Source organism: Desulfosporosinus hippei DSM 8344, assembly GCF_900100785.1.
Lineage (GTDB): Bacteria > Bacillota > Desulfitobacteriia > Desulfitobacteriales > Desulfitobacteriaceae > Desulfosporosinus > Desulfosporosinus hippei.
In genome coordinates, this window is record NZ_FNCP01000031.1 from 1 (window position 1) to 24,249 (window position 24,249).

Genomic DNA, 24,249 nt, shown 5'->3' on the forward strand with positions numbered 1-24,249 from the left:
CCGCCAGCGTTCGTCCTGAGCCAGGATCAAACTCTCCAAAAAAAGTTATTTCAAACTTCTCATTAGAAGAAGATGATTGACTCATGATTTATTTTAAAACTCTTGCGAGTTTCTCTCATTGGCTGTCCTTGTTGTTTAGTTTTCAAAGACCATGGACGGTCTGGGTGTCACCGGAGCCCGAAGACATTGTCTTCGCACGTATTAACCATCTTGCAGGATGGCGCGAGGTGACCAAAGACCATTTTTTCCTCGGCCCCATCTGGCCGGAATTACATAATAGCATCATAAATCATTGTTGTCAAGATCTAACTTATGATTAATTTAGCATTTAGCATTCCATAAAAGGCCTTATTTGCCGCTCAATTAAGATACCATTTTTTTTGCATGCTGTAAACTATAATTTTTATCCAAATTATACCTTTTTCATTTATTCATTAATTGCTAGTTAAAAATTACATATTATTATTCTTATCTGCATAAGTGTCTTTCTGTAAATCCCTATTTATCTCATTAAGTAATTTAGCAAAATCCTCATTCTGTTCAAACTGTGGAAAATGGGCGGATTGATCAAATACAACAAACCCTTTCTTAGGGGCAAGAATGGAATTATAGTAGCTGCGAGCAGTCTCTATAGGTGTTAAATAATCAAATTTCCCAGCAATAAAATAACAAGGAATTACTAATTCCGGCACTTCTAGAGGAATATTACTTTCTTTAATTTCTTTCCATAGTAAATTATCAGAAACGCCTAAACCAACAACATATCGAACTGCATCCAGCAAATTATATTCTGGATTTAATAGGAGTCCTGCTAAGATGTCCTTCTTTTCATTAATAAGACGTACTGCTCCCCCATATTTCCATACAAAATTCCTTTTAAATGATTCATTGTGGTTAATTATGTTTTCCCGACATACCTCTATTCTTTTAGCATCTAAAAAGTCTCTCTGGTCAATAGCCTGCCTTAGACAATATTCTAAAGCCTCCAGTTCTCCTGTCCAGAAATCTCCGACTTGACCAATTCCTATGTAGCAAAGATATTTTTCCGGAGCTCGATCTGCAGCTTTAATACCTACTACTGTTCCAAATGAATGTCCCACTAGAATTACCTTTTCCGGCCCATATTCCTTGTTAATATAATCGGTAAGGGCAATTAAGTCATCCACTAATAAATTAATGGACAGATTGGTATAGTCCTCAAAAAAATGATAGGATTTCCCTGCTCCTCGTTGGTCATATTGAACGATTGTAAAATTCTTTTCCAGTGATTCTTGATACTTTTTCACATATGGAATTTCGGGACAGCCCGGACCACCGTGCACAAATATTACAATAGGATTTCTTCTATCATATCCTCGTATCATGACCTCATGTTTGCTTCCATTAATCTCAATCTGTTTTAAAATACTAATACTATTCTCGTGACCTCTTATTGAAGGCGTCCAGGTGGGAAATAGTAAACCTATTACTAAGATAGCTAATAGGATTTTGCCAAACTTCCTTTCTATATGAAAGACACCTCCGTTTTAAAGCTAAAAGAACTATCAAAGATATAATAGTTGATCCCCTTTAACTTGGCTATAGCTAGTTAAAAATAATTACAATAAGTCACGACGAAGATTAACAAAAAGATAAAAAGAGCCTGATACCGCAAAGAAAATTGCTAAGACAAAGTAACCCGTTGTTAATGATACAAGAAAAGTGTAATCGGATGCACTTATATAGGTTGTATAGTTCTTTATGAGCAAGTTCTTCGAATACCCCATTCCGTAAAACAGCAGAGACAAAAAATAGCAAATTGTAGTTATGCTTGGCATTTTTCACACCTCCATCAAATATAACCAAACAGACATTCTTACCCACACATTGACCAATCCCCGGTAATACACTCGGTACAACCTCCAATATGAATAAGTCTATTCTGACATACCGGGCATTTGTTGTGCCAGATTAACCACTGTTCGCAGGGTTCGATACAATAAGGCTGTCGATTGCATTTCAGACACAAGTCAGTCATTAAGCTCACCTCGCAGTACATGTATTTGATATCATACGAACTTATGTTCTCATTATATCGAAATACCTACGAATTTCAATACCACTGTGCTCAAAACGAAAATTTTTTATCCGGTTAGTACCCAGGTACAATTTAAATGCTTCTAATAGAATTACTTTGAGTGATTTAAAAAGATCATCTGAAGTTCAGAGACTAAATGTATAAACACGGAGCATAAACACCCCCCCAAGCTTTGATTTGAGTTTCAAAACTTGGGGGGGTGTTTTTAGAGCCCTCAACAAAGCACTTTTTTTATCTTAATTCAATATAATGACTTAGCGACAGTTTCAAGGGATAGCTTGTGCAATTAATCTTAACTAGCATCTTAAAGACCTTGTTTCAATGTTTTCTTTTTGCAGGGGGTAAGGATGAATAAATTAAAACGCATATCCAACGTCTTCGAATCGGCAGAAGTAATTCCTTTCGACGATTCCTCCAGATTCATCCTAATGAGCGACGTCCATAGGGGTGACGGAAGCTGGGCTGATGACTTTTTAAAAAACCAAAACTTATATTTTGCAGCCTTAACTTATTACTACAATGAAAACTATACTTACATTGAGATCGGGGATGGCGACGAGCTTTGGAAAAACAAAAGGCTCTCAGACATTATGTATGTTCATAGCAATGCTTTCTGGCTTCTTTCTAAATTTTATAATGAAGGACGGTTACATTTAATCTTCGGAAATCACGATATGATCAAAAGCAAAAATAAATTTGTTCAAAAAAATTTATGTGAATCTTATAATGAAAAGGAAAAAAAATATGTTCCCCTATTTGAAAAAATCCACGTCCATGAAGGGCTAGTTTTAAAGCACACTGTTACAAATCAAAAAATTCTCCTTATTCACGGTCACCAGGTGAGTTTCCTGGATTATGAACTGTGGAGATTTTCGAGATTTCTCGTAAGATATTTTTGGAGGCCACTTGAATTGTTTGGGGTAAACGACCCTACAAGTACAGCCAAGAACTATGCCAAGAAAGATGCAGTTGAACTAAAACTTTCGGAGTGGGTAATCAGAGAAAAACACATGCTTATAGCCGGTCACACCCATAGGCCTATGTTTCCTGAAGTAGGTGAACCTCCTTATTTTAATGACGGAAGCAGTGTCCACCCTCGAAGTATAACAGCAATTGAAATTGATAGCGGAAATATTACCTTGGTTAAATGGAATGTCAAAACCAAAGACGACGGCACCTTGTTCATAGGCAGAGAAATTCTTGCCGGTCCAAGAAAACTAAGTGATTATCATAATGTAGAATAAAAAAAATTGATTATGCCGATATTCGGCATAATCTTGATATTCAAGGCTTCCATCACCATTTGTAAGGTTTGGTTTTTACGATGGCCTTCATGGCTTGACGTTATGCCTGGTTATACTGGCCTTGTGCCCTCTTGCTAAAGATGCAAAAACACCAATAAAACAAAGAATGGTAAAAACAATAAAGCTGGTTCTAGAGCTTCTGAGGAAACTCTCAACATAATATGGTGAATCAAGGGTTAAGCTTTTCATATCAAACGAAGTAATAAGGGCCACAATAGTCATACTCAGAGTTTGACCAATAAGTCTCATCGTAGCTAGGGTAGAAGAAGCTACACCATAAAGCGGCCGTTCAACAGAACTCATAACTGCGTTTGTATTGGGCGAAGAAAACAGAGCAAAGCCAAGCCCGATGAAAGCAAGGTTAATTATGATAAACGTAATGGAAGTTACTTCTGTTAAAAAGATAAATAAGAATAGTCCTATTGTTGTTATACCAATTCCTAAAGAAGCAAGAATCTTAGAATTAATTTTATCAGATAAACGGCCTGCTAAAGGTGAAAGAACGGCCATAATAATGGGCTGTGAAAGGAGAATCAAACCCGATTGTGATGTATCTATCTTTTGAACATTTTGAAGATAGATTGACATCAAATAGATTAAGGCAAATGTAGCGCTATAGTTTATTAGGGCTGCTAAATTGGAAAAGGAAAAGGCTCGATTTTCAGAAAACATCCGAACAGGCAGTAATGGGAATGAAGTTTTATTTTCGTAAAGTACAAAGGCAGTCAATAAGACGATACCTGTAATAAAGGCAGCGGTGTATTGGGATCCTTCACTGATATCCGATAATCCATAGAGAAACAACAGTATCCCAAATGTCCAAAAAACACTGCCTTTTGTATCAAATTGTTCGTTGTCAGCTCCGACCCACTCCCCTGAGAGCTTGGCAAGAGTTAAGCCAAACACTAGTAACGCTATTAAAAAATTGAAATAAAATATCCCCCGCCAACTTATAGTACTGCATATTACTCCACCTAAAACGGGGCCAAGTGAAAGACCAATATAGGTGGTAGCTGCACTTAAGCCCATTGCCCTTCCGCGTTCTTTTGGTGGTACAACTGAGGTTAGAATAGCCATGGAAGTCCCAAAAATCATGGCACTGGCGATTCCTTGTAAAACTCTGAAGATAATTAAAACAGGGAAAGAAAATGCTAGCCCACACCCTAATGAAGTTACTGCAAAAAAGAACATTCCCATGAGAAATACTTTCTTTCTGCCAATAATATCTCCCAGACGTCCGAATGGCAGTAAAAAAGCGGCACTTGCTAGGAGATAACTGGTGACAACCCAATTTAGACCGGATTGGTCGACGCCATATTCCAAGCCAATCTGAGGAATTCCAAGATTTACGGCATTTCCAGTAAATGGTGCTATAAAAGATGTAATCATAACGATAATCATAGTTATCTTTACAAGTGATGGATTCTGATCCATGTCATTCCCCTCCTTAAATATGCATTAAATCATTTAATATCTTCCACATCCTTCTTCAATGTCCTTCAGATATCAATAGAATTATTCGATGATAAATCGACAACCAGTTCAGTTTTGATCTGGTTATTATAATAGTAACCAATTTTCAAAAACCACCGACATTATATGCGCAACCCCTGTCAATCAACACTAATATTGTCATAATTTTCTCTCAAGAAAAGGGTATACTAAGGCAAATGTATTTGGAGGTTGCCCATGGACCGACCAGAATTATATTCTAAAGTTCGTCGGTATATAGCCTATGTTAGCCCTTATGGTATTACTCAACTTCAATTAAAGAATCCCTATGTAATAGCTTGGTGGTCCCTTGCCTTCCCCGGCTTAGGTCATATAATGATATGCAAATACCTTAGGGGATATTTTTTGTTTTGTTGGGAAATTACAATTAATTACTGTGCCCATATTAACCTAGCCTTGCTGTATTCCTTTACTGGACAATTCCAAATGGCAAAAGACATTCTGAATATTCAATGGGTACTCTTATATATTCCGACTTACCTTTTCACAGTATGGGATAGTTATCGAAGTACAGTCGCCTTGAATCAACAATATATTCTAGGGGCTAGAGAAGATGCTCAAGTGAAGTCATTTAACATTGGCCTATTTGATATTAATTTCCTCGACAAAAAGATACCCTGGCATTCAGCTATGTGGTCAGTATTCATGCCGGGACTAGGGCAAGCCTTAAATCGGCTCCCATCCGCTTTCTTTATAACAATTTGGTCAATATTTATTGTAATTCAGTCCGAGCTATTGCCGGCCATACATTACACTTTAATGGGACAGTTTAACTCTGCTAAAGATGTTATCGATCCACAATGGTTCTTAAACTTACCAAGTATTTATTTTTACTCCATTTATGATGCCTATGCTAAAACTGTTTATCTCAATAAGCTCTTTGATTGGGAACAGGCTAAATACTTAAAAAACAATTATCAATCTAAAGAATTCCTCATGCCTTTTTGCAAAGGCGATGAAAGAGGGAAAAACATGTATATTGTCTCAACATTTGATCATTCAACTTATCTGGAATTGGCTATAACGGCTATACAAATGAAAGGAGTTCCTAAAGAGAACATTCTTGGTGTATCAATGGATAAACGCGACGAGGAGAGAAAGCTTTTTGATTCTATTCATTCCTCAGATGGTTTAAGCCTATTTGATTTACCCATAATTCTAGCAACCTTATTATGTCTCTTTGGAAGTATCTATGGTTTCTTATTAACCTGGGGACCAATTCTCTGGGGAATAATCGGTATCATCGTTGGATTTACGGTCGGCTTAATTATAAGGCTCATAATTACAAAGGACGTCGCTGGCAGACAGAAAAAACAGCGGTCACCAGAGGTTGTATTAATAATTAAATGTGAGGAACACCAATTGGAAGTCGTTAAAGACTTGCTGTGGCAGAACCATGCTCTTGGGGTTAGGAAACTTATTCTTAATTAAAAATCATCTCCAAGAAATATAGCGAACTCCTCCAAGCCTGCCTAACTTAAAAAGCTTGTTCACATTAATAGGCTATTTATTTAACCTCCATTCCAGTGTTATGAAATTTCTTTTCTAAATTTTCTAAACCATCCAAATTACATAGGATTATTTATCTTCTTTGTAGAACATTTCCATATAAATACTTACAAGGAGGATGAACCCTATGGCTAATATTTTAATTGTTTCCTGTTCTAAAATCCGTGATGTGAGTTGTATTGCTTGCTTAAAATGTTTTAAGGCAGCTGCTCTAAAAGATGGTGAATTTGCTAAGTATGACACAGTTCAAATTGCGGGACTCAGTGGTTGTGGTGATTGCCCTGGCCTAGTTATGCCTAAGGTTGGCTTAGTTATGGAAATGGCTGATTATTTATATCAGGATATTGATGCTATTCATATTGGTACCTGTGTGGTTCGAGCAGGAAGCACAGCTGCCTGTCCCATCGATATAGATAGTATCAAGGTGAAACTAGAAGGGAAATACGGAAAACCAGTAGTTATAGGCACTCATAATTATTAGATGACAACATCACCCTGAGAAAATTAAATATAGTATAGTTGCCATATTTAAAGAACTACGAACTATACATAATGCGTTGGTACGAGAAATTTTCTTCTTAACCAACGCATTTATATTTTTTATATGGAGCTTCGCTTACATAGAACCATTACACCTGGAAACATTAATAGTGAGGTGATTAAAAATGAATAAATTATATGGCAAAATAATGACCAAAGACGCCTTCCTAAATAATGCCCCCTATGCTAAAGAGCCATATGAGGGCATTATGGTAAGCCTTGATACAGAGAATAATCAATATAAGATTGCTGTACAGTTAAGCGAAAACCAAGTACTGCTGGTCGACAAGGTAAAAGATACGGAAGTTCAGGAGCGGTTAATTCAGTGGATACCGCGAGTCAATGAAATCCAGCTTCAATACGGAGTTAATAATGATTTAGAAAACTATTCAAGGTAATAGACTCTCAATTTTAGAGTTTCAGCCTAATTTCCTAGGGTAATGATCACTTATAATTGGAGCTCATATGCTGCTTATGAACAGCATTACGAGCTCCATATCTTTCTTCACTCTTACATGCTAAATACTTTTAATCTCTGGATTATTCAACCGTTAATGTAAAGGTAGTGGTGTCGAAGAACGATCCACAAGATACATTAACGATTGATAGCTTATTCCGCTATGTAACGATAGCCCTATCTCACATGTTCTGCTATTAGAATAACCTGAAGTACAGCCCTTCGGAAGTGAGGGTTTAAGCCCAGCCAAGGCGGAACGATTCAGTTCAGGGTATGAGAATCCCTTATCCCCTGCAAATCCGCAACAATGCACATCATCCGGCATCACTACTTTTTCTGCACAGGCCTCTGCTATGGCTTTAAATTTGTCACTGAGATGCATTTTTACGGAACTACAGGTTACATGAACAGCCACAGTCTCAGGAAGCTTTCTTAATTTCAAGCGATTAAGCAAGAAATCATGGGTAAACTCTACGGAATCATGCAGCTCAATTCCAGATTTAAAAGCTCGTTTCATCCGATAGAGACAGGGGCTGGTGTCGCAAAGAATGGGGTATTTTCCATTTTCACTGGCTTGGAGCAGTACTTTCTCAAGCTCCTCACTTTTCTCATCAGCAATATCGAAGAAACCTTTACTTTCCCAGGGCATACCACAGCACAGGTTATCCATGTTTGGTGGGTAGATAACTTCATATCCAGCTTTGTCCAATATAGAACTCATCACTTCGTGAAGAGGTCTTTGATCCCTATCCTTACGAGCAGGACCCATAGAGCGGCTAATACAGCTCGGAAAATAGACTACCTTTAAGAGGTCTGGGTTCATCGAAGCCGTTCCAGACGAGTTCATACCCCGTGTTGAATTGCCGGCTGGCATCTTGGGATTAGAGCCCCGGCCAGGCATCCAAGGGTTCCAGTTGGGAATTCGATTCTTTGTGAGGGTGTGAGCCTTTGTTGCCAGTGTATCCATCAATCCAGTTCCCAGTAGTGAATGGGCAACATCTACGGCACCAAGTCCAAAGCGCATAAAAGTAGTAACCCCATTCATATTTTTGGACAGACGTTGGGCGATATAGCGAGCGGTGGGCGTAATGGCCTGTGAACGCAGGTATTTAGAATTATCTCCGGTATTAATGGAAAGGGGACATGCTTTGGCACAGAGTCCGTCTGTAGCACAGGTTGCATTGCCGGCGTAGTCATAATCCTTAAGTAAACGCATTAAACGCTGGGGTTCTTTTCCTGTCCGTTTCAGAAAGGATATTTCACGTTGCAGGATAATCCTCATTCGCGGGGTTGTCGTAATATTCTTTGAGGGGCAGATATCTTGACAAAAACCACAGTTTGTACAGCGATCAATAGTTTCATGAGACTCTGGCATCATTTTTAGGTCTTCCAGATATACGTTCTGATTATCATTGATAACCACTCCGGGATTTAACAAACCACGAGGATCAAAGGCGGATTTTATCCGTTTCATGAGCTGATATGCCTTACTCCCCCATTCCAGCTCCACAAAAGGCGCCATATTCCGACCGGTGCCATGTTCGGCCTTCAATGAGCCATCATATTTTTTGACAACCAGTTCATTGACCTCGTTCATGAGTCCTGCATATCGGTCAATTTCTTCTTTCGTCTCAAACTTTGGTGTGAAAATAAAATGCCAATTCCCATCTAAAGCATGACCGTAAATAATAGCATCCACATAGCCAAATTTGTTAAGAATATTTCTTAGATCCAGTGTGGCCTCGGCTAATCTTTCCAAAGGAAAAGCTACATCTTCAATAATTACCGCTGTACCTTGTTCTCGTACTCCACCCACTGCAGGGAAAATCCCTTTGCGAATCTTCCAATAAGTTTCATACTCAGATTTTATGGTTGTAAAGTCAATCGGCAAAACTGTTGTAATTACCTTAAGACGTTCTTTAACTTCGCCAATCCGTTTTTCAAGAACCTCCCGATTTTCTGCACGAACCTCCACTAGGAGTGCGGTTGCCGTTTCCGAAAGAGTTCTCAAGTAATTGGGCATACCCGGCTCCTCTTCCATGGTTTTAAGGGAAGCTCTGTCCATCATCTCAGCAGCCGACACCAGATCCCGATTCAGCTTCATTACAGCTCGACAGGCATGATCCATATCAGGATATATAATTAAGGCAGATGCTTTATGATCATGTTCAATAACTGTTTTATAGGTTATTTGAGAGATAAACCCTAAAGTTCCTTCCGAACCAATCATAACATGCTTAATAATCTCAATAGGATCCTCATAGTCAACAAAGGCATTTAGACTATAGCCTGTAGTATTCTTAATCTTATACTTTTTTTCAATCATCATAGTTAGCTCCGGGTCAGCCTTAAGCTCATCCCGAATGCTCTCTATTTGTAGGATAAGCTCCGGCTTGCTCTGAAGAAAGGCTTTACGAGAATTAGGATCTGCTGTATCAAGAATCGTTCCATCGTCAAAAATGATGCGCATATCTTCAACTGTTTTATAGCTATTATCTGCAGTACCACAGCACATACCGCTGGCATTATTGGCGGCTATCCCACCTATCATGCAATGATCGATGGACGCCGGATCCGGGCCTATCTTCCTGCCATATGATTTTAAGTACCGGTTTGCCTCTACTCCGAGAATCCCCGGTTCGAGGGTGATTTTCTTTCCTTCTTCCAAAACATCATAGTGCCGCCACGCTCCTTGAACCATGAGTAAGACAGAATCGGTTAGAGCTTGCCCCGATAAACTAGTCCCTGCACATCTAAAAGTAACTGGTGTGTTAAGATTCTGCGCAATCTTTAAAATTGCCGACATTTCATCATTATTAAGAACCTTAACCACAACTTTAGGAATTAACCGATAAAAACTGGCGTCAATGCCAAACCCTAAAGTATAAAGTGGATCAATAAAGACCCGCTGGTAGGGAATGAACCGGGTTATTTCTCGGTAAAACTCTTGATAAGCTTTAGGAAGCGAGCCCAGATCCTCTTGTTTATAGGAAAGATTGCGTGGGTCTTTAGGATTTAAAGGATATAATATTTGTCGTGTGCCGCTACGTCGATGAGTCAAATCAGTCACTCCTTTCAGACAAGTTTATTTTCTAGTCTTTGCAAACTTAAGACGTCCAATTCTTCATCAGCATTTTCTTAGGCAAAAAAACAGATAGCAGCCTGTATGAAGCAGGACTGCTATCTGTTGAAATCAAGACTTGAGCTCTATTACTATCTCTATTACTATCCCTATTGCTTACTCACTCATTTCTAATTCCGATCATCTAATTTAAAGTAAACATAAAAGGTAGAACCAGAAGGACTGGTTTCAACACTTATCCTTCCATTGTGTCGAGAAACTATGCCGTAACATACAGCTAATCCTAAACCTGTGCCTTTTTCTTTCGTTGTATAAAATGGTGTACCTAGTTTTTTAAGCACAATTTCTTCAATACCTGTACCTTCATCGGATACAACTAGGACTACTTCACCGTTTGAAGAATATGTTCTAATGCTAACCTGTCCGCCACTAGACATTGCCTCGAATCCATTTCGAACAAGATTTAATAACAATTGGCGAATTTCCTGTACATCGAGTTGTAAATCCGAGACATCATTGAGCTCGGCATTCAGTAATTTGTCATTATTTTGTGCGTCCGCCTGAAGAAGGGGTAATGTCGAGATAACTATGTCATTAATATTGTGGCATTCCAACGCAGTTGGTTTGTTACGAGTTATGGAAAGAAACTCTGTGAGAATGGAATTGGCACGATCTAGTTCTTCTATCATGATATTGAAGAATTCCTTGTCTCTTGATCCTTGTTTATCCTTAAGCAGTTGCAGAAAGCCTTTGACGGTAGTCATTGGATTTCTTACTTCATGACTGATACTAGCCGCCATTTCACCAATTAAATTCAACTTTTCAAGTCGTGCCATCTCGGACTCAGTACGTTTACGTTCAATGATTTCCTTTTTAAGCAAATCATTAGCAACTTGCATTTCCCTTGTCCGCTCTAGGACCAAATCCTCAAGATAATGGTTTTGCAGCAAATTCCGTAGCTTATATTTAAGAAGCACAGTCGATAAAAAATAAGCAATCACAACTAATAAAAAAACATCTAGATAATGACCAAAGCTTAAATAAGGATCCTCTTGACTAATGGTTAAGCATATCATGAAATTAATACAGGACAGTCCATACAAAAATGCAGCAATCTTTGACTTTAAATTATACAATATGGCAACTGAATAGCATGCAATGAGGTATACATTATTGGGTCTATTGATCTCCAATGATACCCAACCAGATATAACTGCTGAATAATTCAATGCAAAAAAAGCAAAAAGTATGACATACAATTTATGAAATAAAGTTATCTCGCTTGTAGAGTGAGCAGTGACCTTGTAAGTAACTAAAATAGACATGAGCGTCACGAAACCTAAAACAATATGGCTGTAAAACACATAATAATAGCCATCACTAATTGCCCAGAGGCCTTTTGCTCTGTTATTAAAATCAATCATAAGAAAAATGAGATTAGCTAAGAATAAGATAATAGCAAATTGTCTGGTTCGATTATAGTTATCGCAACTTATGATTCCATCAATAGCAGTTTCCGCATTCTTATCAAGAGGTTGTAGTTGAAACAGACCCATGCAATGAGCTCCTATCTACCAACAAAATTCAGGTTGTTTTAACGACTCTTTCAGGTTTATCACAATCATTGTCGCCAATGAACAAAGGCTCAAGTCCTATATCGGCTAGAATAGTTTCAATTACATGCTTTTCTTGTGCAGTCATATTCTCTCCTCCCAATATACCTGACTATTTTGAATTTTCATATTAAATCAGACCATATTATTGTAATCCAAGAAAGGGTATAGATAAAGCGAAATCTTTGTCACAATTTGTAAACTTAGAGAACTAAATATATAAACCCTTAATCAATCCATAACCACTAGGTATGTAGATTTTAGCTTAATGTAGTAGTTTTAAGTTTTCTATATAACTATATATACTCTTTAGAACTCATCTTGGTACCAAAAACGAACCCTAGTGGAGTTTCAAAAATTCTTATTCTCCCTTTATTAAATAAAAATTTAAATTTTACGGCATACTTTAATTGCGAATCGTAAAAAGGGAGAATTAAGCAAATGAAGAAAGATAGGTTTGTTGCTGGAGGGATTGCAGGATTTGTAGCCAGTGTTACCTGTGATTTAGTCGGGATTACTTATAAAGCATTAGGCTGGACTGATAGGGCTTTCAACGATTACGCTACAATTGTACTTACAAATCAGATATATTCCAAGCAAGGTTTTTTGGGTCTAGTCCTATCGATAATTAGCCATGGAGCTGTGTGTATGATGCTTGGTGTAGTCTTCGCCTATTTATTATTGTTTACTTCAAGTAATTATTTATATCTAAAAGGTTTAGGATACAGTTTAGCTATTTGGTTATTACTTAACACATTTGGTACATTACTAAAGCTTCCTCTTTTTATAAATATGCCCCTTAACGTAGCATACTCAACACTTTCTACTGCGCTAATCTATGGGCTAATGGTTTCTTTTACCCTAAAGTTCATTGATAAAAGAATGCACTTGCTCTAAGCGCCAAAGATTTATCACAAGAATATGAATAATATTTGGAGCATTAAACCATACCAAAACAATTTGGTTATTCTCAAATGAGCAACTTTCGCGAATCAAAAAATGATGTACCTAATTCAGGTACATCACTTTTCATAAGACATTAGGCACTCTAGTTTTTGATGCTGATCCATTTCTCCACAATTTTATAAAATGCTTCCGCATCAATTGGTTTTACTAAATAATCATCCATTCCAGCACTAAGACATTTTTCTCTATCACCAACCAGAGCGAAAGCAGTCGTAGCTATTATCGGCGTATGCTTATTTAATGTTTTTTCCATAGCTCTGATTATTTTTGTAGTCTCAAAACCACTTATATCAGGCATTTGAATATCCATTAATATTAAATCAAAACATTGGCTTTTCAAAGTCTCAATTGCTTCAGTTCCACTTTTGGCAATCATCAAACTGATATTCTTTCGTTCACAGAGCTTTTTTATTAGAACTCCGCTTACATAATCATCTTCAACTAATAAGGCTGAGGAATAAATTGGACTTAGGGGATTATCATTAGGGCTATAATTGTCAAACCTTTCAACATTTTGGGTTTGTGTCAAGATTACACTAAATGAAAAATTACTCCCAACTCCAGCCTGGCTTTCCACACTAATTTCTCCATTCATCATATTAATGAGCTGTTTAGAAATCGCCAGACCTAACCCTGTACCTCCATATTTCTTAGTAACTGAATCATCACCTTGTGTAAAATAGGTAAATAACTGACCAATTTTATCCTCTTCTACTCCCATACCCGTATCTTTAATGGAAAAGAGCAGCTGCACTCTGTCCTTACATACTTTTTCTTTTAGAATAGATAGCTCAATACTTCCATGTTCAGTAAACTTAATGGCATTTCCCAAAAGATTAAAGAGAATTTGCTTCAGCCTACCTGTATCACCTAATAGCCGACTATTTATTTCATTATCTAGGAAAAATGAATAATTAAGTCCTTTACGTAAAGCTAAAGGTTGAATTATATCATTTACTTCACGGATTAACTGCCTAAAGTTAAAATCTTCAAGACACAGGTTAATTTTTCCAGCTTCTATTCGTGAAAGATCAAGGATATCATTGATAATGTTCAACAGGTTATCGCCGCAGGTTTTAATTATTTTGGCCATTTCCTTTTGTTTACCTTCTAGATCCATAATTAACAGTTGGGCCATTCCAAGAACACCACTCATCGGTGTTCTTATTTCATGACTCATGTTTGCCAGGAACTGGCTTTTTGCTTTGTTGGCTTTCTCAGCGTCTTCCTTAGCCTGTCGTAATGATTCCTCATAAGTTTTGATCTTTGTTATATCCTCAGCAATGCCAACTCTCCGTTTAATTCCATTATTTTCATCAAATATTGGAAATGTCCTGGCCCAAATCCAGCAAATTGATCCATCGGATCGGATAATTCTGTGTTGTTCATCGAATACATAATTAGAATTTTCGTTTTGTTCTACAAAGGCTTTTAGAACTATATCTCTATCATCAGGGTGTATGACTTGGATAAAAGATCGAGGGTTCTCATATAAGCTTTGGCAACTTCTTTCGTATACACTCTCATACGCTTGATTTATATAAACAAATTGCTTGCCTTCGCTAATCCAAATAACTTGTCCTAAATTTTCAGCGAGCTCTTTGAACCTTTCCTCACTCTCTTTGAGTCTAATTTCATTTAGTTTTCGCTCCGTAATATCTTGCACAACCCCATACCACCGAACAAGTTTTCCCGAGGTATCCTTATCATACTTTACCTTTTCATGAATCCATCTAACTTCGTTATCTTTTCTAACTATCCTGAGGTCTAATTTAAATTCGTTGCCGGGAGGAGGCTCCTTCAACACGTTTAGTACTATAGCTCTGTCGTCGGGATAAATCAGCTCAATGCCGTCAGCAATAGTAGGTATAAACTCCTGTGGCTTATAGCCAAAGATTCTAAACAACTCATCCGACCAAGGATATTCTCCGGTAATAGGATCGAACTCCCAATATCCCAAATGAGCAAACTCTTGTGCTTCCAGCAATTGTTCCTTAGTTTTCTGTAATTCCTTGGCTTGCTTTTCTATAGCTTGCTGATATTCCTTGTTTTCTATTTTACTAAGGACTCTCTCGGTTACATCTTCCAGTATGGAAATAATATACTTAACTTCGCCATTTTCTTCGATGGGCATTAAGGTATTATCCCAATAACGCTGATCAGCTGATCCAAGCAATCCTTTCCTTTCAGTGATATGTAAGCTGTTATTTGAATCCACCACATTTTTCCACGATAACTCAAGCTTACGGCCTTGAAAATCCGGTAAAAAGTCCATGATTCTCAGCCCTAATAAACAATGCTTTTTCCTATAATCAACTCTCGGTAATTCAGAAGGATTTGCAACAGGTTTAATGGTTTCTAAGATATAGTCCTGGTACTTATTATTGGCTTTGAGCAGTGTAAAGTTCAGAGCAGAATAAATCCCAATCCCAACTTTATTGTCCAGAAAGAACTTACTTAAGAATAATACCTTATCGTCGAGTCTTGAATTAGCCTTTTCCTGAAATATATAAATTTTCTCTTCTGTTGTTGATCCTTGATGTATTTCCAGTGTTACCTCTTTGGACTGATAGCTTTTTGTGAAAATAAAGCATTCTATTTGATTTAGACCCTTACACACGTCATACGTTTCAGTATTAATCCTTAATAACTCGTAAAGTACCTGGGATATTGTTTTATCTAAAAGATCCTCTTTCGAGAAATCAGTTAATGCTAAAAAGGCCTTTCCTACTTTAACAACTTTAGCGTTGATTGTTATTAAGCATGGCCGTATCTCGAGTTCATTTAATAAAGATTGTCTGTCATTTTTATACCTCATCAGCAAATTCCCTACTTTATCTAATTGCTTTTCGACACGATTCATTTATACATTCTATTTTCTACTACAAATCCCAAGTTTATTTTATGTATCACCACAAAAATCTTTTTATTCTTCCGATATTCCCATTATTCTACTTCGATCTACAAATATCCTTCCTGTAGACTCAAGGTTCTTTAGGAAACTAAGTACTATCTCTGAAAATGGAAGCATAATTATAGCCCTTTAGTGCAACTCTGATATTCCATTATTTCTTTGTGTCAGGCGGGGTTATTGGGAATATCATGGTATATATGGCAAAAGGAGGATATGATAATGTTAATCTTTGGTTGTGGCATTGCTATTGTATCAATTGCTATTCTTATGCTCATCGCGTTGGGCATTGTATTCTAATCTAGCCAACAAAAAAACTACCCTTCTCCTTTATGGGGAGGGGTAGTTTTACGATACTATCATTCCTTTAAGCAGGATGACTTTCCAGCCTTATTTAATTTATGCCGTTAATTGTTAGGTTTGTCAAGGGCTTGGAACCTAAACATAAAAGTTTAAAACCAAATTTCATTAGCTGAACATCGTTATGCTTGATCTCATCTATTGCCTCTTGGTCCAAACTCAATTCTTCAAATAGGGAAGGGTTATTCAGCAATAACGTTCTAAATCTGTCCAGATCATAGCAAGCCATAAAGAAAAGCTGTTTAAGCTTTTCGTCAGTTTCCGGGTTACCGGTAAGTTTTAAGTGGTTGGGTATTTCATTAAACCCTTGTTCAGTTTCTTCGTAAATCCCTAACCCCTGGTCTTGGAGCCAATCCTTTACGGTTTGTGTCTTTGTCTCATTTAGGCCGTGGCAATGCGAACTTTCAAAAATAAAAGAATACTTTCCACCCCCCAGCATGTCCACAGGTGCCATACGGCAGGACCAAGGTCTCTCTTGATAGACTTGACATCCTTTAGGTGTTATGAAAGGACATCTTAGTTTATTGTCCTTGGACATGTCTATTTGTACAATGGTCAAGCCAGTATTAGGCACTTGTACCTTAAGTGTGTACTCCTTCAGAAAATCTTCTGAAGAAAGGTTGAGGAAATTTTTCATCCGGAGAACATCATATGGAGAGAGATAAATATTGATGTCCCGGCAACATGTCTTAAAGCACTCCAGTCCATCGTGACAATGGAATGCAAACTTACTGTCTTCATTTAGAACTAAATGTCGGTGATTCATAAAATTGCCCCCCTTCAATCCTTTACTATTATAAATTATCTCTTGAGGATAAGATAGTGATTTAACCGGTTCTCCATTATCTTTAGCTGTACGGTTTAACGTTAAAAACTAGGTTTTTTAATCGTTAATAAAGAATTTATATTTCCAATCTTTTATTAAGTCGATGAATTTATCCGTTAGCATTGGATAATAGTTGTAAATTCAGATAAGGATGATACAATACTTTTATAAAAAATATTATTAAAATCGGAGGGGGAGTATAATTGAAAAGGTTTTCGTCAATGCTATTAGTTCTTGTTTTGTTATGTTTCTCGGTGATTACTGGCTGTGGCAGTTCAACTAGCCAAGGTGATGCAACAAGCAAAGGCTTCGAAATCGCTCTCATTACCGACAAAGGCAATATCGATGATAAGTCCTTTAACCAAGGTTCCTGGGAAGGGGTCGTTGCCTTTGCTGAGGCAAACAAAATTAGCCACAAGTATTATAAACCTGAGGAAGCATCTGATGCAGGCTATCTTGCTGCTATCGATCTGGCAGTCACAGGTGGCGCTAAGGTGATTGTTACACCCGGTTTCCTCTTTGAGGTTCCTATTTACGAGGCACAGTCAAAGTACCCTGTGGTGAAATTCATCCTTTTGGATGGAACTCCTCATACAGCTGATTACAAAACCTTTAAAACTAATGATAATGTAGCAAGCATTCTGTACTCTGAAGAAGAGCCCGGCTATCTGGCTGGTTATGCAGCAGTTTTAGACGGCATGAAGAAACTTGGCTTCATGGGTGGTATGGCTGTTCCAGCTGTTCAAGCATTTGGTTATGGATATTTACAGGGAGCTGAGGCTGCTGCTGAAAAATTGAGCCTTCCTGCAGGTGCAATTTCTGTTACATACCACTATACAGGGGATTTTGCAGAAACCGATACCAATAAGGCCACAGCAAAAACCATGTATCAGGAAGGTGCTGAGGTTATTTTTGCTTGCGGCGGTTCCGTAGGTAAGAGTGTTATGTCCGCTGCTGCAGAAGCAGGGAAAAAGGTTATCGGGGTTGACGTGGACCAAAGATATGACAGCGAGACTGTTATCACTTCTGCAACCAAAGGACTTGGCGCTTCGGTTATCCAGGTTCTTGAGTCTATCTATAAAACTGACAAATGGAGCACCTACGCAGGGAAATCTACCTATTTCAATGCATCTAATAATGGCGTAGGTCTGCCAACAACGATTATTGGCAAACAAGATGGCAATGCCTTTGACCGTTTTAAATCCTTCAGCAAAAAAGATTATGACGCTATTTATGCTTCACTGGCTGATAGCTCCATCGATCCTGTCCGCACCCTAAAGGTTGAAGATACTAACGGTTATGCAACAGCTAAAGAGCTTGTTACTGGCCTAAAACTTTCCAAAGTTACTGTTCAAGTTAGATAACAAATAATTATTGTAACTCTGCTGAGTATTTAGGCCTGAGCCTGACGCCAGTAGAAGCCCTTTAAAGATAAAGGGGAAAGGCAAAAGTTCCTTTCCCCTTTATATGTACTTAACTTGTTAAAGAGGGGTTTATTAATGGAAAACTATATTATCGAAATGCTTAATATAACGAAAGAATTTCCGGGCATTATTGCCAATGATAATATAACTCTCCGTTTAAAAAAGGGAGAAATTCATGCCCTGTTAGGGGAAAACGGTGCCGGAAAATCCACCCTAATGAGCGTTCTTTTTGGCTTATACCAGCCCGAAAAGGGCGAAATTAAGAAGAATGGTAAAGTTGTTAAAATTAACAATCCCAATGATGCCAACGATTTGGGGATTGGCATGGTGCACCAACACTTTAAACTCATTGATATTTTTACAGTTCTTGAAAATATCATTTTAGGAGTTGAGCCCAATAAGCTGGGCTTCTTGCAAAAAAAACAAGCCCGGGAAAAGGTACTTAAACTTAGTAAACAGTACGGACTTGAGGTAAACCCTGATGCATTAATTGAAAAGATTTCCGTCGGCATGCAGCAGCGTGTTGAGATTCTAAAAATGTTATACCGTGACAATGATATTCTGATTTTTGACGAGCCCACCGCAGTTTTAACCCCCCAGGAAATAGATGAGCTTATGGAAATAATGCGGGAATTCGCCAGAGAAGGTAAATCTATATTATTTATAACCCATAAATTAAATGAGATTATGGCTGTTGCCGATCGTTGCACAGTACTGCGCAAAGGTAAATACATTGGTAACGTTGCAATAAAGGATACTACTAAGGAAGAACTGTCCCGGATGATGGTGGGACGAGATGTGAACTTCAAGGTACATAAAAAGACTAAGGAGCTCGGGGATGTTGTTCTTTCCGCTCATAATATTACCGTTTCCTCCAAGATTCATAAAAACAATGCTGTGAAAAATGTAAGTTTCAATGTGCGGGCAGGTGAAATCGTATGTCTTGCCGGTATCGACGGAAACGGACAAACTGAGCTGGTCTCGGCCCTTACAGGACTTGAAAAAATAAGCAGCGGAAGTATCACCCTTGGCGGCAAGAACATTACCAAGGCTAACATACGCACCCGTTCAATGTCTGGTATAAGCCACATTCCAGAAGATCGCCATAAGTACGGTCTCGTCCTTGATTATTCCTTGGAAAAAAATCTCGTCCTGCAGCGTTATTGGCAGCCTGAATTTCAGACCTTCGGATTTATCAAAACCAAAGCCGTACGCTCTTATGCCGATAGGTTGATTAAGCAATATGATGTGCGCAGCGGGCAAGGACCCATCACTCCAGTCCGAAGCATGTCCGGCGGCAACCAGCAAAAAGCCATTCTTGCCCGGGAGATTGACAAGGAACATGAGCTGATAATTGCCGTACAACCTACCCGAGGTCTCGATGTCGGCGCTATCGAGTATATCCATAAACAGCTCGTTGCCAGGCGCGACGCCGGAAAAGCTGTCTTGTTGGTATCCTTAGAGCTGGAGGAGGTCATGAATTTAAGCGACCGAATTCTTGTTATGTATGAAGGGGAAATCGTTGGTGAGCTGGACGCCAAGGCGACCACTGTTCAAGAACTTGGCCTTTACATGTCAGGTGCCAAACGCAGCATTACAAAGGAGAATGAAAATGCAGGATAAGACGGTTTCATCTTCAAAAGCTTTTGATAATCTAAAAAAAGTTGGAAAAAGCAAAGGCTTTTCTGCTTTCACCGCCGCTCTGCTGGCAATATTGCTGGGCCTTATTTTCGGCTATCTTATTATGAGGATTGCAAGTCCGGCCAACTCCTTCTTAGGCTTTCAGATGCTGCTGATCGGCGGTTTCAAACGTATAGGTGATGTGTTTTATTTTGCAACTCCCATCTTAATGACAGGTTTGGCTGTGGGCTTTGCCTTCAAAATGGGCTTATTTAACATTGGGGCCTCAGGCCAGTATACCATGGGCATGTTCTTTGCCTTGTATGTTGGGTTTATGTGGAAGCTGCCGGATAGCATTCATTGGATCGTCTGTATACTGGCGGGTATGGTCGGAGGTATGCTTTGGGGTTTGATTCCCGGGATATTTAAGGCATTCCTGAACGTTAACGAAGTTATTACCTCCATCATGTTCAACTATATCGGCATGTACCTGGTAGATATGCTTATTCAAGGAAACGCAGCCATGTATATTTCCTCAAAAACCAGAACGGCCTATCTTCCGGCCTCAGCTCAGTTGCCCACTCTTGGAATCCCTCATTCCAGTGTCAATATCTCTATTATTCTGGCCATTACTTTAGCACTTATATTATTTATCGTTTTAAACAAAACCACCTTTGGCTATGAACTCAAAGCAACGGGTTTTAACAAATTTGCCAGCGCCTATGCCGGCATGAACGACAAGCGCAATATTATTCTCACCCTGGTCATTGCCGGGGCCATGGCGGGACTAGGGGGAGCATTCGCTATTTTAGCACCGTCGACCATCGCTGGGAGCAGTATGACCTATGAGCCGGTCAGCGTTATTGCCGCCAACGGATTTAATGGTATAGCCGTGGCCCTTCTGGGTAACTCCAACCCCATCGGAATTATCTTTTCTGCAGTGTTTATTTCCCATATTCAAAGGGGTGGCACACTGGCCAGCCTCTACGGCTATAAGCCGGAAATCATCGATGTTGTGATCGCAGTTATTATTTACTTTTCAGCCTTTGCCATGCTCATGAACTCAACCGTGGCTAACCTTATAAAGAAGCGTTACAGCAAAAAACAGTCAGCAAAACTCCCGTCTGCTGATTCAAAGGAGGGGGCGTAAATTATGGATACCTTCTATTATTTAATTCAGAATACCCTTCCCGTTGCTATACCCCTGCTTTTGGTGGCCCTGGGCGGTATGTTCAGTGAACGCAGTGGTGTTATTAACATTGCCCTTGAAGGAATCATGCTGGTTGGTGCATTTTTCGGCTGCCTTTTCGTTTACTTTGTCCAAAGTACCTCTCTTGACGCCCAGGGTATATTGCTTCTGGGTATGCTCGTTGCAGCAGGTGCGGGATTTCTCTATTCACTTTTATTATCCCTGGCAGCAGTAACTATGAAAGCAGACCAGACCATTACAGGTACCGCACTTAATATGTTGATTCCCGCAGCTATTCTCTTGTTTTCCAAAATGTTTTTCAACAGTGACGGCATAACAACAAACAAGAACTTCTATATTAAAGAAGTTCCCTTGTTAAGTGAAGTACCAGTGCTCGGAAAGTTATTTTTCCAAAACACGTATATTACTGTCTACATTGGTATTTTTCTACTGGTCCTATCGGCAATCGTATTTTATAAAACGAAGTTTGGTTTGCGCCTTCGCGCCTGTGGCGAACATCCTCACGCTGCCGACTCTGTCGGAATAAACGTCTATTTCATGCGCTATGCAGGGGTGAGCCTTTCCGGTATCCTGGGGGGAATTGGCGGATTCTTCTACGCCGTTGGTGTTATGAATGGCAACACCAACGGTCATACAGGGGTTGCAGGATTTGGCTTCCTGGCACTTGCCGTTATGATCTTCGGACAATGGAAGCCTTTTAAGATCCTGCTCGCAGCCTTATTCTTCGCCTTCCTGCGTACTGTGGCCTATTCCATTGCCCTAATCCCCTTCTTAGATGCTTTAAACATCAATCAAACTTATTACAAGATGCTTCCATATTTAGCAACGATGGTTGTTTTGGCCTTTACATCAAAAAAATCAAGGGCTCCTAAAGCCGAAGGCATACCCTACGATAAAGGACTTAGGTAATATATAGCAAGCCCCTTACCTGGATCTATCTCTATATGTCAGTGCCCCTTACCTTGCCTCTATCTCTAACCTTATAACACATACCCTTGAAAGAAAGACCTTATCGAGTGAAGTTTGCATCCCCTTCTCGATAAGGTCTTTCTCTATAAGCACCTACTTAAGTAATTAATATCTACCAATTTTGTCGTATTCCTGTTGAATAATCCCGGCCAGGATTTCAGCAGTTTGTCCAGATGCCCTTAACTGATCATTGGTAAGGTAAAAGTTCACATGCCTCTCATCAAGATCCAGATCATCAATTGCACTCGCAAAAAAACCTCTTACCTTCTTATCAATCTGAAGCACAATATGAATACTATCTTCTCGGGCCTCGAAGTAAACTTCAAGTTCATCAAGTTTTCCTCTGAGAAACTGCATCGGCACATACTCGAACTGCTGGAATCTCCCATTAAAGGAACCTGACTCCGCTTTAGACCTAAAGCCAAGAGAAGCTAAGGCATCCAGTAAGCACTGGACAGAATGGTTTGGTTTTATGACGATCTCATCGATGTCCGTAGCATCAATGGCGCCTGGTATATCTAAGTTTGTTCTGAACTGGTATCTAGTGCTGGGCGTAGATATTGGGATATTATATGGAAGCTTAAATTCAAGCGGGATGCTTATTTCCGGTGAGTTTGCCTTTATCATCAATTGGCTCGCCACGATTGCACCGGCAATTTCCTGATGGACCTGCCTTAGATCATCTCCTGCTTTGTATCTTGAAGAAACCTCTAAGGCAATTGATATTTCCGATATTACCTGATCTATTGCCCCACCACTTACATAGACTTTTCCGCTTACTATACCACCAAGTTCGACCACATTATTATCAAGTTGAAAATTTACCTTGGCACCATCAATTCCTAAACCAGCCAGTATTTTTTTAAACATATCGATACCTCCGTCCTTATAGTTATCTAATGTCCACAACCTTTTCCCTTTTCAAACTATAACACACAAAGGAACCTCGGGAAATGCCCTAAATGCTGCTGCAGATGCATCACCGAGATTTAGTGTCATTTATAACTATCTTCTCTATTTACTCAAAAAAAAGCAGGCTCTGCTTAACCTGCTTAATATACTACCTTCCATTATTCACCCTAAATATTTGGCCACAGCAGCCGCTGTTTGATATTTGTCATTTCCACTCAACAGAACTTCAGCTGGATGTTTGGTCGTCGGACCCCCTACGACTATCAATTTTTCGGCACTTTGGGCCTCAACAGGTACTGATAAATCTGCAGGTCTTACAAAGATAGCGCAGTTGCCATGCTTCGATGCGACATCGTAACCCGCCCAAAAATCCTCCTTCGTGAACAATAAGACTGCCACTTTTAACACTTCGCTTCCTCCTTGCAAATCCTTAAAGAGCCGATCCCAGGGAAATTCTGTTCCAGGACAGCTAGCTCTATTAACAGAGTCGATCCGGTTATGCCCAATGATATTATCTCTGGATACAGGAATCCCTAAAATCTCAATTAACCAGCGATGTAAGGCAAGAGTTGCCTGGTACTGTGTTTCAGGCATCTTACTCCCGCTTAGGCCTTCGTGTTCAATTGAGACGGTGTAATAATTCGGATTAACTCCTGAAATAAGCAACGACCAATTCGGTTGATTCACACTTCCGTTTGCCCAAGCATGGTTTTTCAGATCCACATACTGATGTATCTCTCCATTTTTACCGACTCCAAAATGAGAACTAACTTTACTCTCCGGCTTCGCAAACCATGAGTCTGTACCTACCAATGTACCTTCCATGATGTGATTTACAATCGCAATTATTTTATACCCCATCGGGCTACTGAAGTTAGGCGATCCGATCCATTTAATCGTTGGTTTATCCATTTTCACTCCCCTCTCTAGACATACTATGAGCGGAGCACCAATGAT

General features: G+C 39.0%; 18 protein-coding genes. 9 read left to right on the forward strand and 9 right to left on the reverse strand.

Annotated elements, in window-relative coordinates; translation table 11 throughout:
- Positions 1-452: 452 nt before the first annotated feature.
- Together BLS16_RS19770 and BLS16_RS19775 are read right to left on the reverse strand one after the other, a co-directional pair.
- Entirely contained in the window at positions 453-1,364 is a 912-nt protein-coding gene (locus BLS16_RS19770; protein ID WP_242876383.1) for an alpha/beta fold hydrolase, read from the reverse strand.
- Between the two features lie 234 nt (positions 1,365-1,598).
- Positions 1,599-1,817: a hypothetical protein gene (locus BLS16_RS19775; RefSeq protein ID WP_092335376.1), complete on the reverse strand. Its 219-nt coding sequence runs from the start codon at positions 1,815-1,817 to the stop codon at positions 1,599-1,601.
- Positions 1,818-2,424: 607 nt separating this feature from the next.
- Here BLS16_RS19775 and BLS16_RS19780 point away from each other — a divergent pair.
- On the forward strand, positions 2,425-3,321 hold the full coding sequence (locus tag BLS16_RS19780) for a metallophosphoesterase (RefSeq protein ID WP_092335377.1): 897 nt from the start codon (positions 2,425-2,427) through the stop codon (positions 3,319-3,321).
- A gap of 87 nt (positions 3,322-3,408) precedes the next feature.
- On the opposite strand, the gene BLS16_RS19785 is transcribed toward BLS16_RS19780, so the two are convergent.
- Positions 3,409-4,815 carry an MFS transporter gene (locus BLS16_RS19785; RefSeq protein ID WP_092335378.1) on the reverse strand — a complete coding sequence of 469 codons (1,407 nt, stop codon included), beginning with the start codon at positions 4,813-4,815 and terminating at the stop codon, positions 3,409-3,411.
- Between the two features lie 255 nt (positions 4,816-5,070).
- On the opposite strand from BLS16_RS19785, the gene BLS16_RS19790 reads away from it, so the two are divergent.
- The 3 genes from BLS16_RS19790 (at position 5,071) to BLS16_RS19800 (ending at position 7,340) form a co-directional block, all read left to right on the forward strand.
- Entirely contained in the window at positions 5,071-6,324 is a 1,254-nt protein-coding gene (locus BLS16_RS19790) for a hypothetical protein (protein WP_092335379.1), read from the forward strand.
- A 205-nt stretch (positions 6,325-6,529) separates the two neighbouring features.
- Entirely contained in the window at positions 6,530-6,883 is a 354-nt protein-coding gene (locus BLS16_RS19795) for a CGGC domain-containing protein (protein WP_092335380.1), read from the forward strand.
- A gap of 184 nt (positions 6,884-7,067) precedes the next feature.
- Positions 7,068-7,340, forward strand: coding sequence for a hypothetical protein (locus BLS16_RS19800; RefSeq protein ID WP_092335381.1), 273 nt, complete (start codon positions 7,068-7,070; stop codon positions 7,338-7,340).
- 153 nt (positions 7,341-7,493) lie between these two features.
- On the opposite strand, the gene BLS16_RS19805 is transcribed toward BLS16_RS19800, so the two are convergent.
- Together BLS16_RS19805 and BLS16_RS19810 are read right to left on the reverse strand one after the other, a co-directional pair.
- Positions 7,494-10,460 carry an FAD-binding and (Fe-S)-binding domain-containing protein gene (locus tag BLS16_RS19805; RefSeq protein WP_092335382.1) on the reverse strand — a complete coding sequence of 989 codons (2,967 nt, stop codon included), beginning with the start codon at positions 10,458-10,460 and terminating at the stop codon, positions 7,494-7,496.
- 191 nt (positions 10,461-10,651) lie between these two features.
- Entirely contained in the window at positions 10,652-12,037 is a 1,386-nt protein-coding gene (locus BLS16_RS19810; protein WP_092335383.1) for an ATP-binding protein, read from the reverse strand.
- Positions 12,038-12,535: 498 nt separating this feature from the next.
- On the opposite strand from BLS16_RS19810, the gene BLS16_RS19815 reads away from it, so the two are divergent.
- Positions 12,536-12,991: a hypothetical protein gene (locus BLS16_RS19815; protein WP_092335384.1), complete on the forward strand. Its 456-nt coding sequence runs from the start codon at positions 12,536-12,538 to the stop codon at positions 12,989-12,991.
- Between the two features lie 151 nt (positions 12,992-13,142).
- On the opposite strand, the gene BLS16_RS19820 is transcribed toward BLS16_RS19815, so the two are convergent.
- A complete protein-coding gene (locus BLS16_RS19820) occupies positions 13,143-15,923 on the reverse strand; it encodes a PAS domain-containing protein (protein ID WP_092335385.1) in 2,781 nt (926 codons plus the stop codon).
- A gap of 442 nt (positions 15,924-16,365) precedes the next feature.
- On the reverse strand, positions 16,366-17,097 hold the full coding sequence (locus tag BLS16_RS19825; RefSeq protein WP_092335386.1) for a YkgJ family cysteine cluster protein: 732 nt from the start codon (positions 17,095-17,097) through the stop codon (positions 16,366-16,368).
- Between the two features lie 281 nt (positions 17,098-17,378).
- Between BLS16_RS19825 and BLS16_RS19830 the strand changes: the two genes are divergently transcribed.
- The 4 genes from BLS16_RS19830 to BLS16_RS19845 all read left to right on the forward strand — a co-directional run bounded on the left by BLS16_RS19830 (position 17,379) and on the right by BLS16_RS19845 (position 22,320).
- A complete protein-coding gene (locus tag BLS16_RS19830) occupies positions 17,379-18,521 on the forward strand; it encodes a BMP family lipoprotein (RefSeq protein WP_427846388.1) in 1,143 nt (380 codons plus the stop codon).
- Between the two features lie 135 nt (positions 18,522-18,656).
- Positions 18,657-20,204: an ABC transporter ATP-binding protein gene (locus tag BLS16_RS19835; protein ID WP_092335388.1), complete on the forward strand. Its 1,548-nt coding sequence runs from the start codon at positions 18,657-18,659 to the stop codon at positions 20,202-20,204.
- Positions 20,194-21,351 (forward strand): ABC transporter permease, encoded by a 1,158-nt coding sequence (locus BLS16_RS19840; RefSeq protein ID WP_092335389.1) that lies wholly within the window; start codon positions 20,194-20,196, stop codon positions 21,349-21,351. Before BLS16_RS19835 ends, BLS16_RS19840 begins: the two co-directional genes overlap by 11 nt.
- A gap of 3 nt (positions 21,352-21,354) precedes the next feature.
- Positions 21,355-22,320 carry an ABC transporter permease gene (locus BLS16_RS19845; protein ID WP_092335390.1) on the forward strand — a complete coding sequence of 322 codons (966 nt, stop codon included), beginning with the start codon at positions 21,355-21,357 and terminating at the stop codon, positions 22,318-22,320.
- 165 nt (positions 22,321-22,485) lie between these two features.
- Here BLS16_RS19845 and BLS16_RS19850 read toward each other — a convergent pair whose 3' ends face one another.
- A complete protein-coding gene (locus BLS16_RS19850; protein WP_092335391.1) occupies positions 22,486-23,250 on the reverse strand; it encodes a sporulation protein in 765 nt (254 codons plus the stop codon).
- A gap of 204 nt (positions 23,251-23,454) precedes the next feature.
- Positions 23,455-24,204: an N-acetylmuramoyl-L-alanine amidase gene (locus tag BLS16_RS19855; protein ID WP_092335392.1), complete on the reverse strand. Its 750-nt coding sequence runs from the start codon at positions 24,202-24,204 to the stop codon at positions 23,455-23,457.
- Between the last annotated feature and the right edge of the window lie 45 nt (positions 24,205-24,249).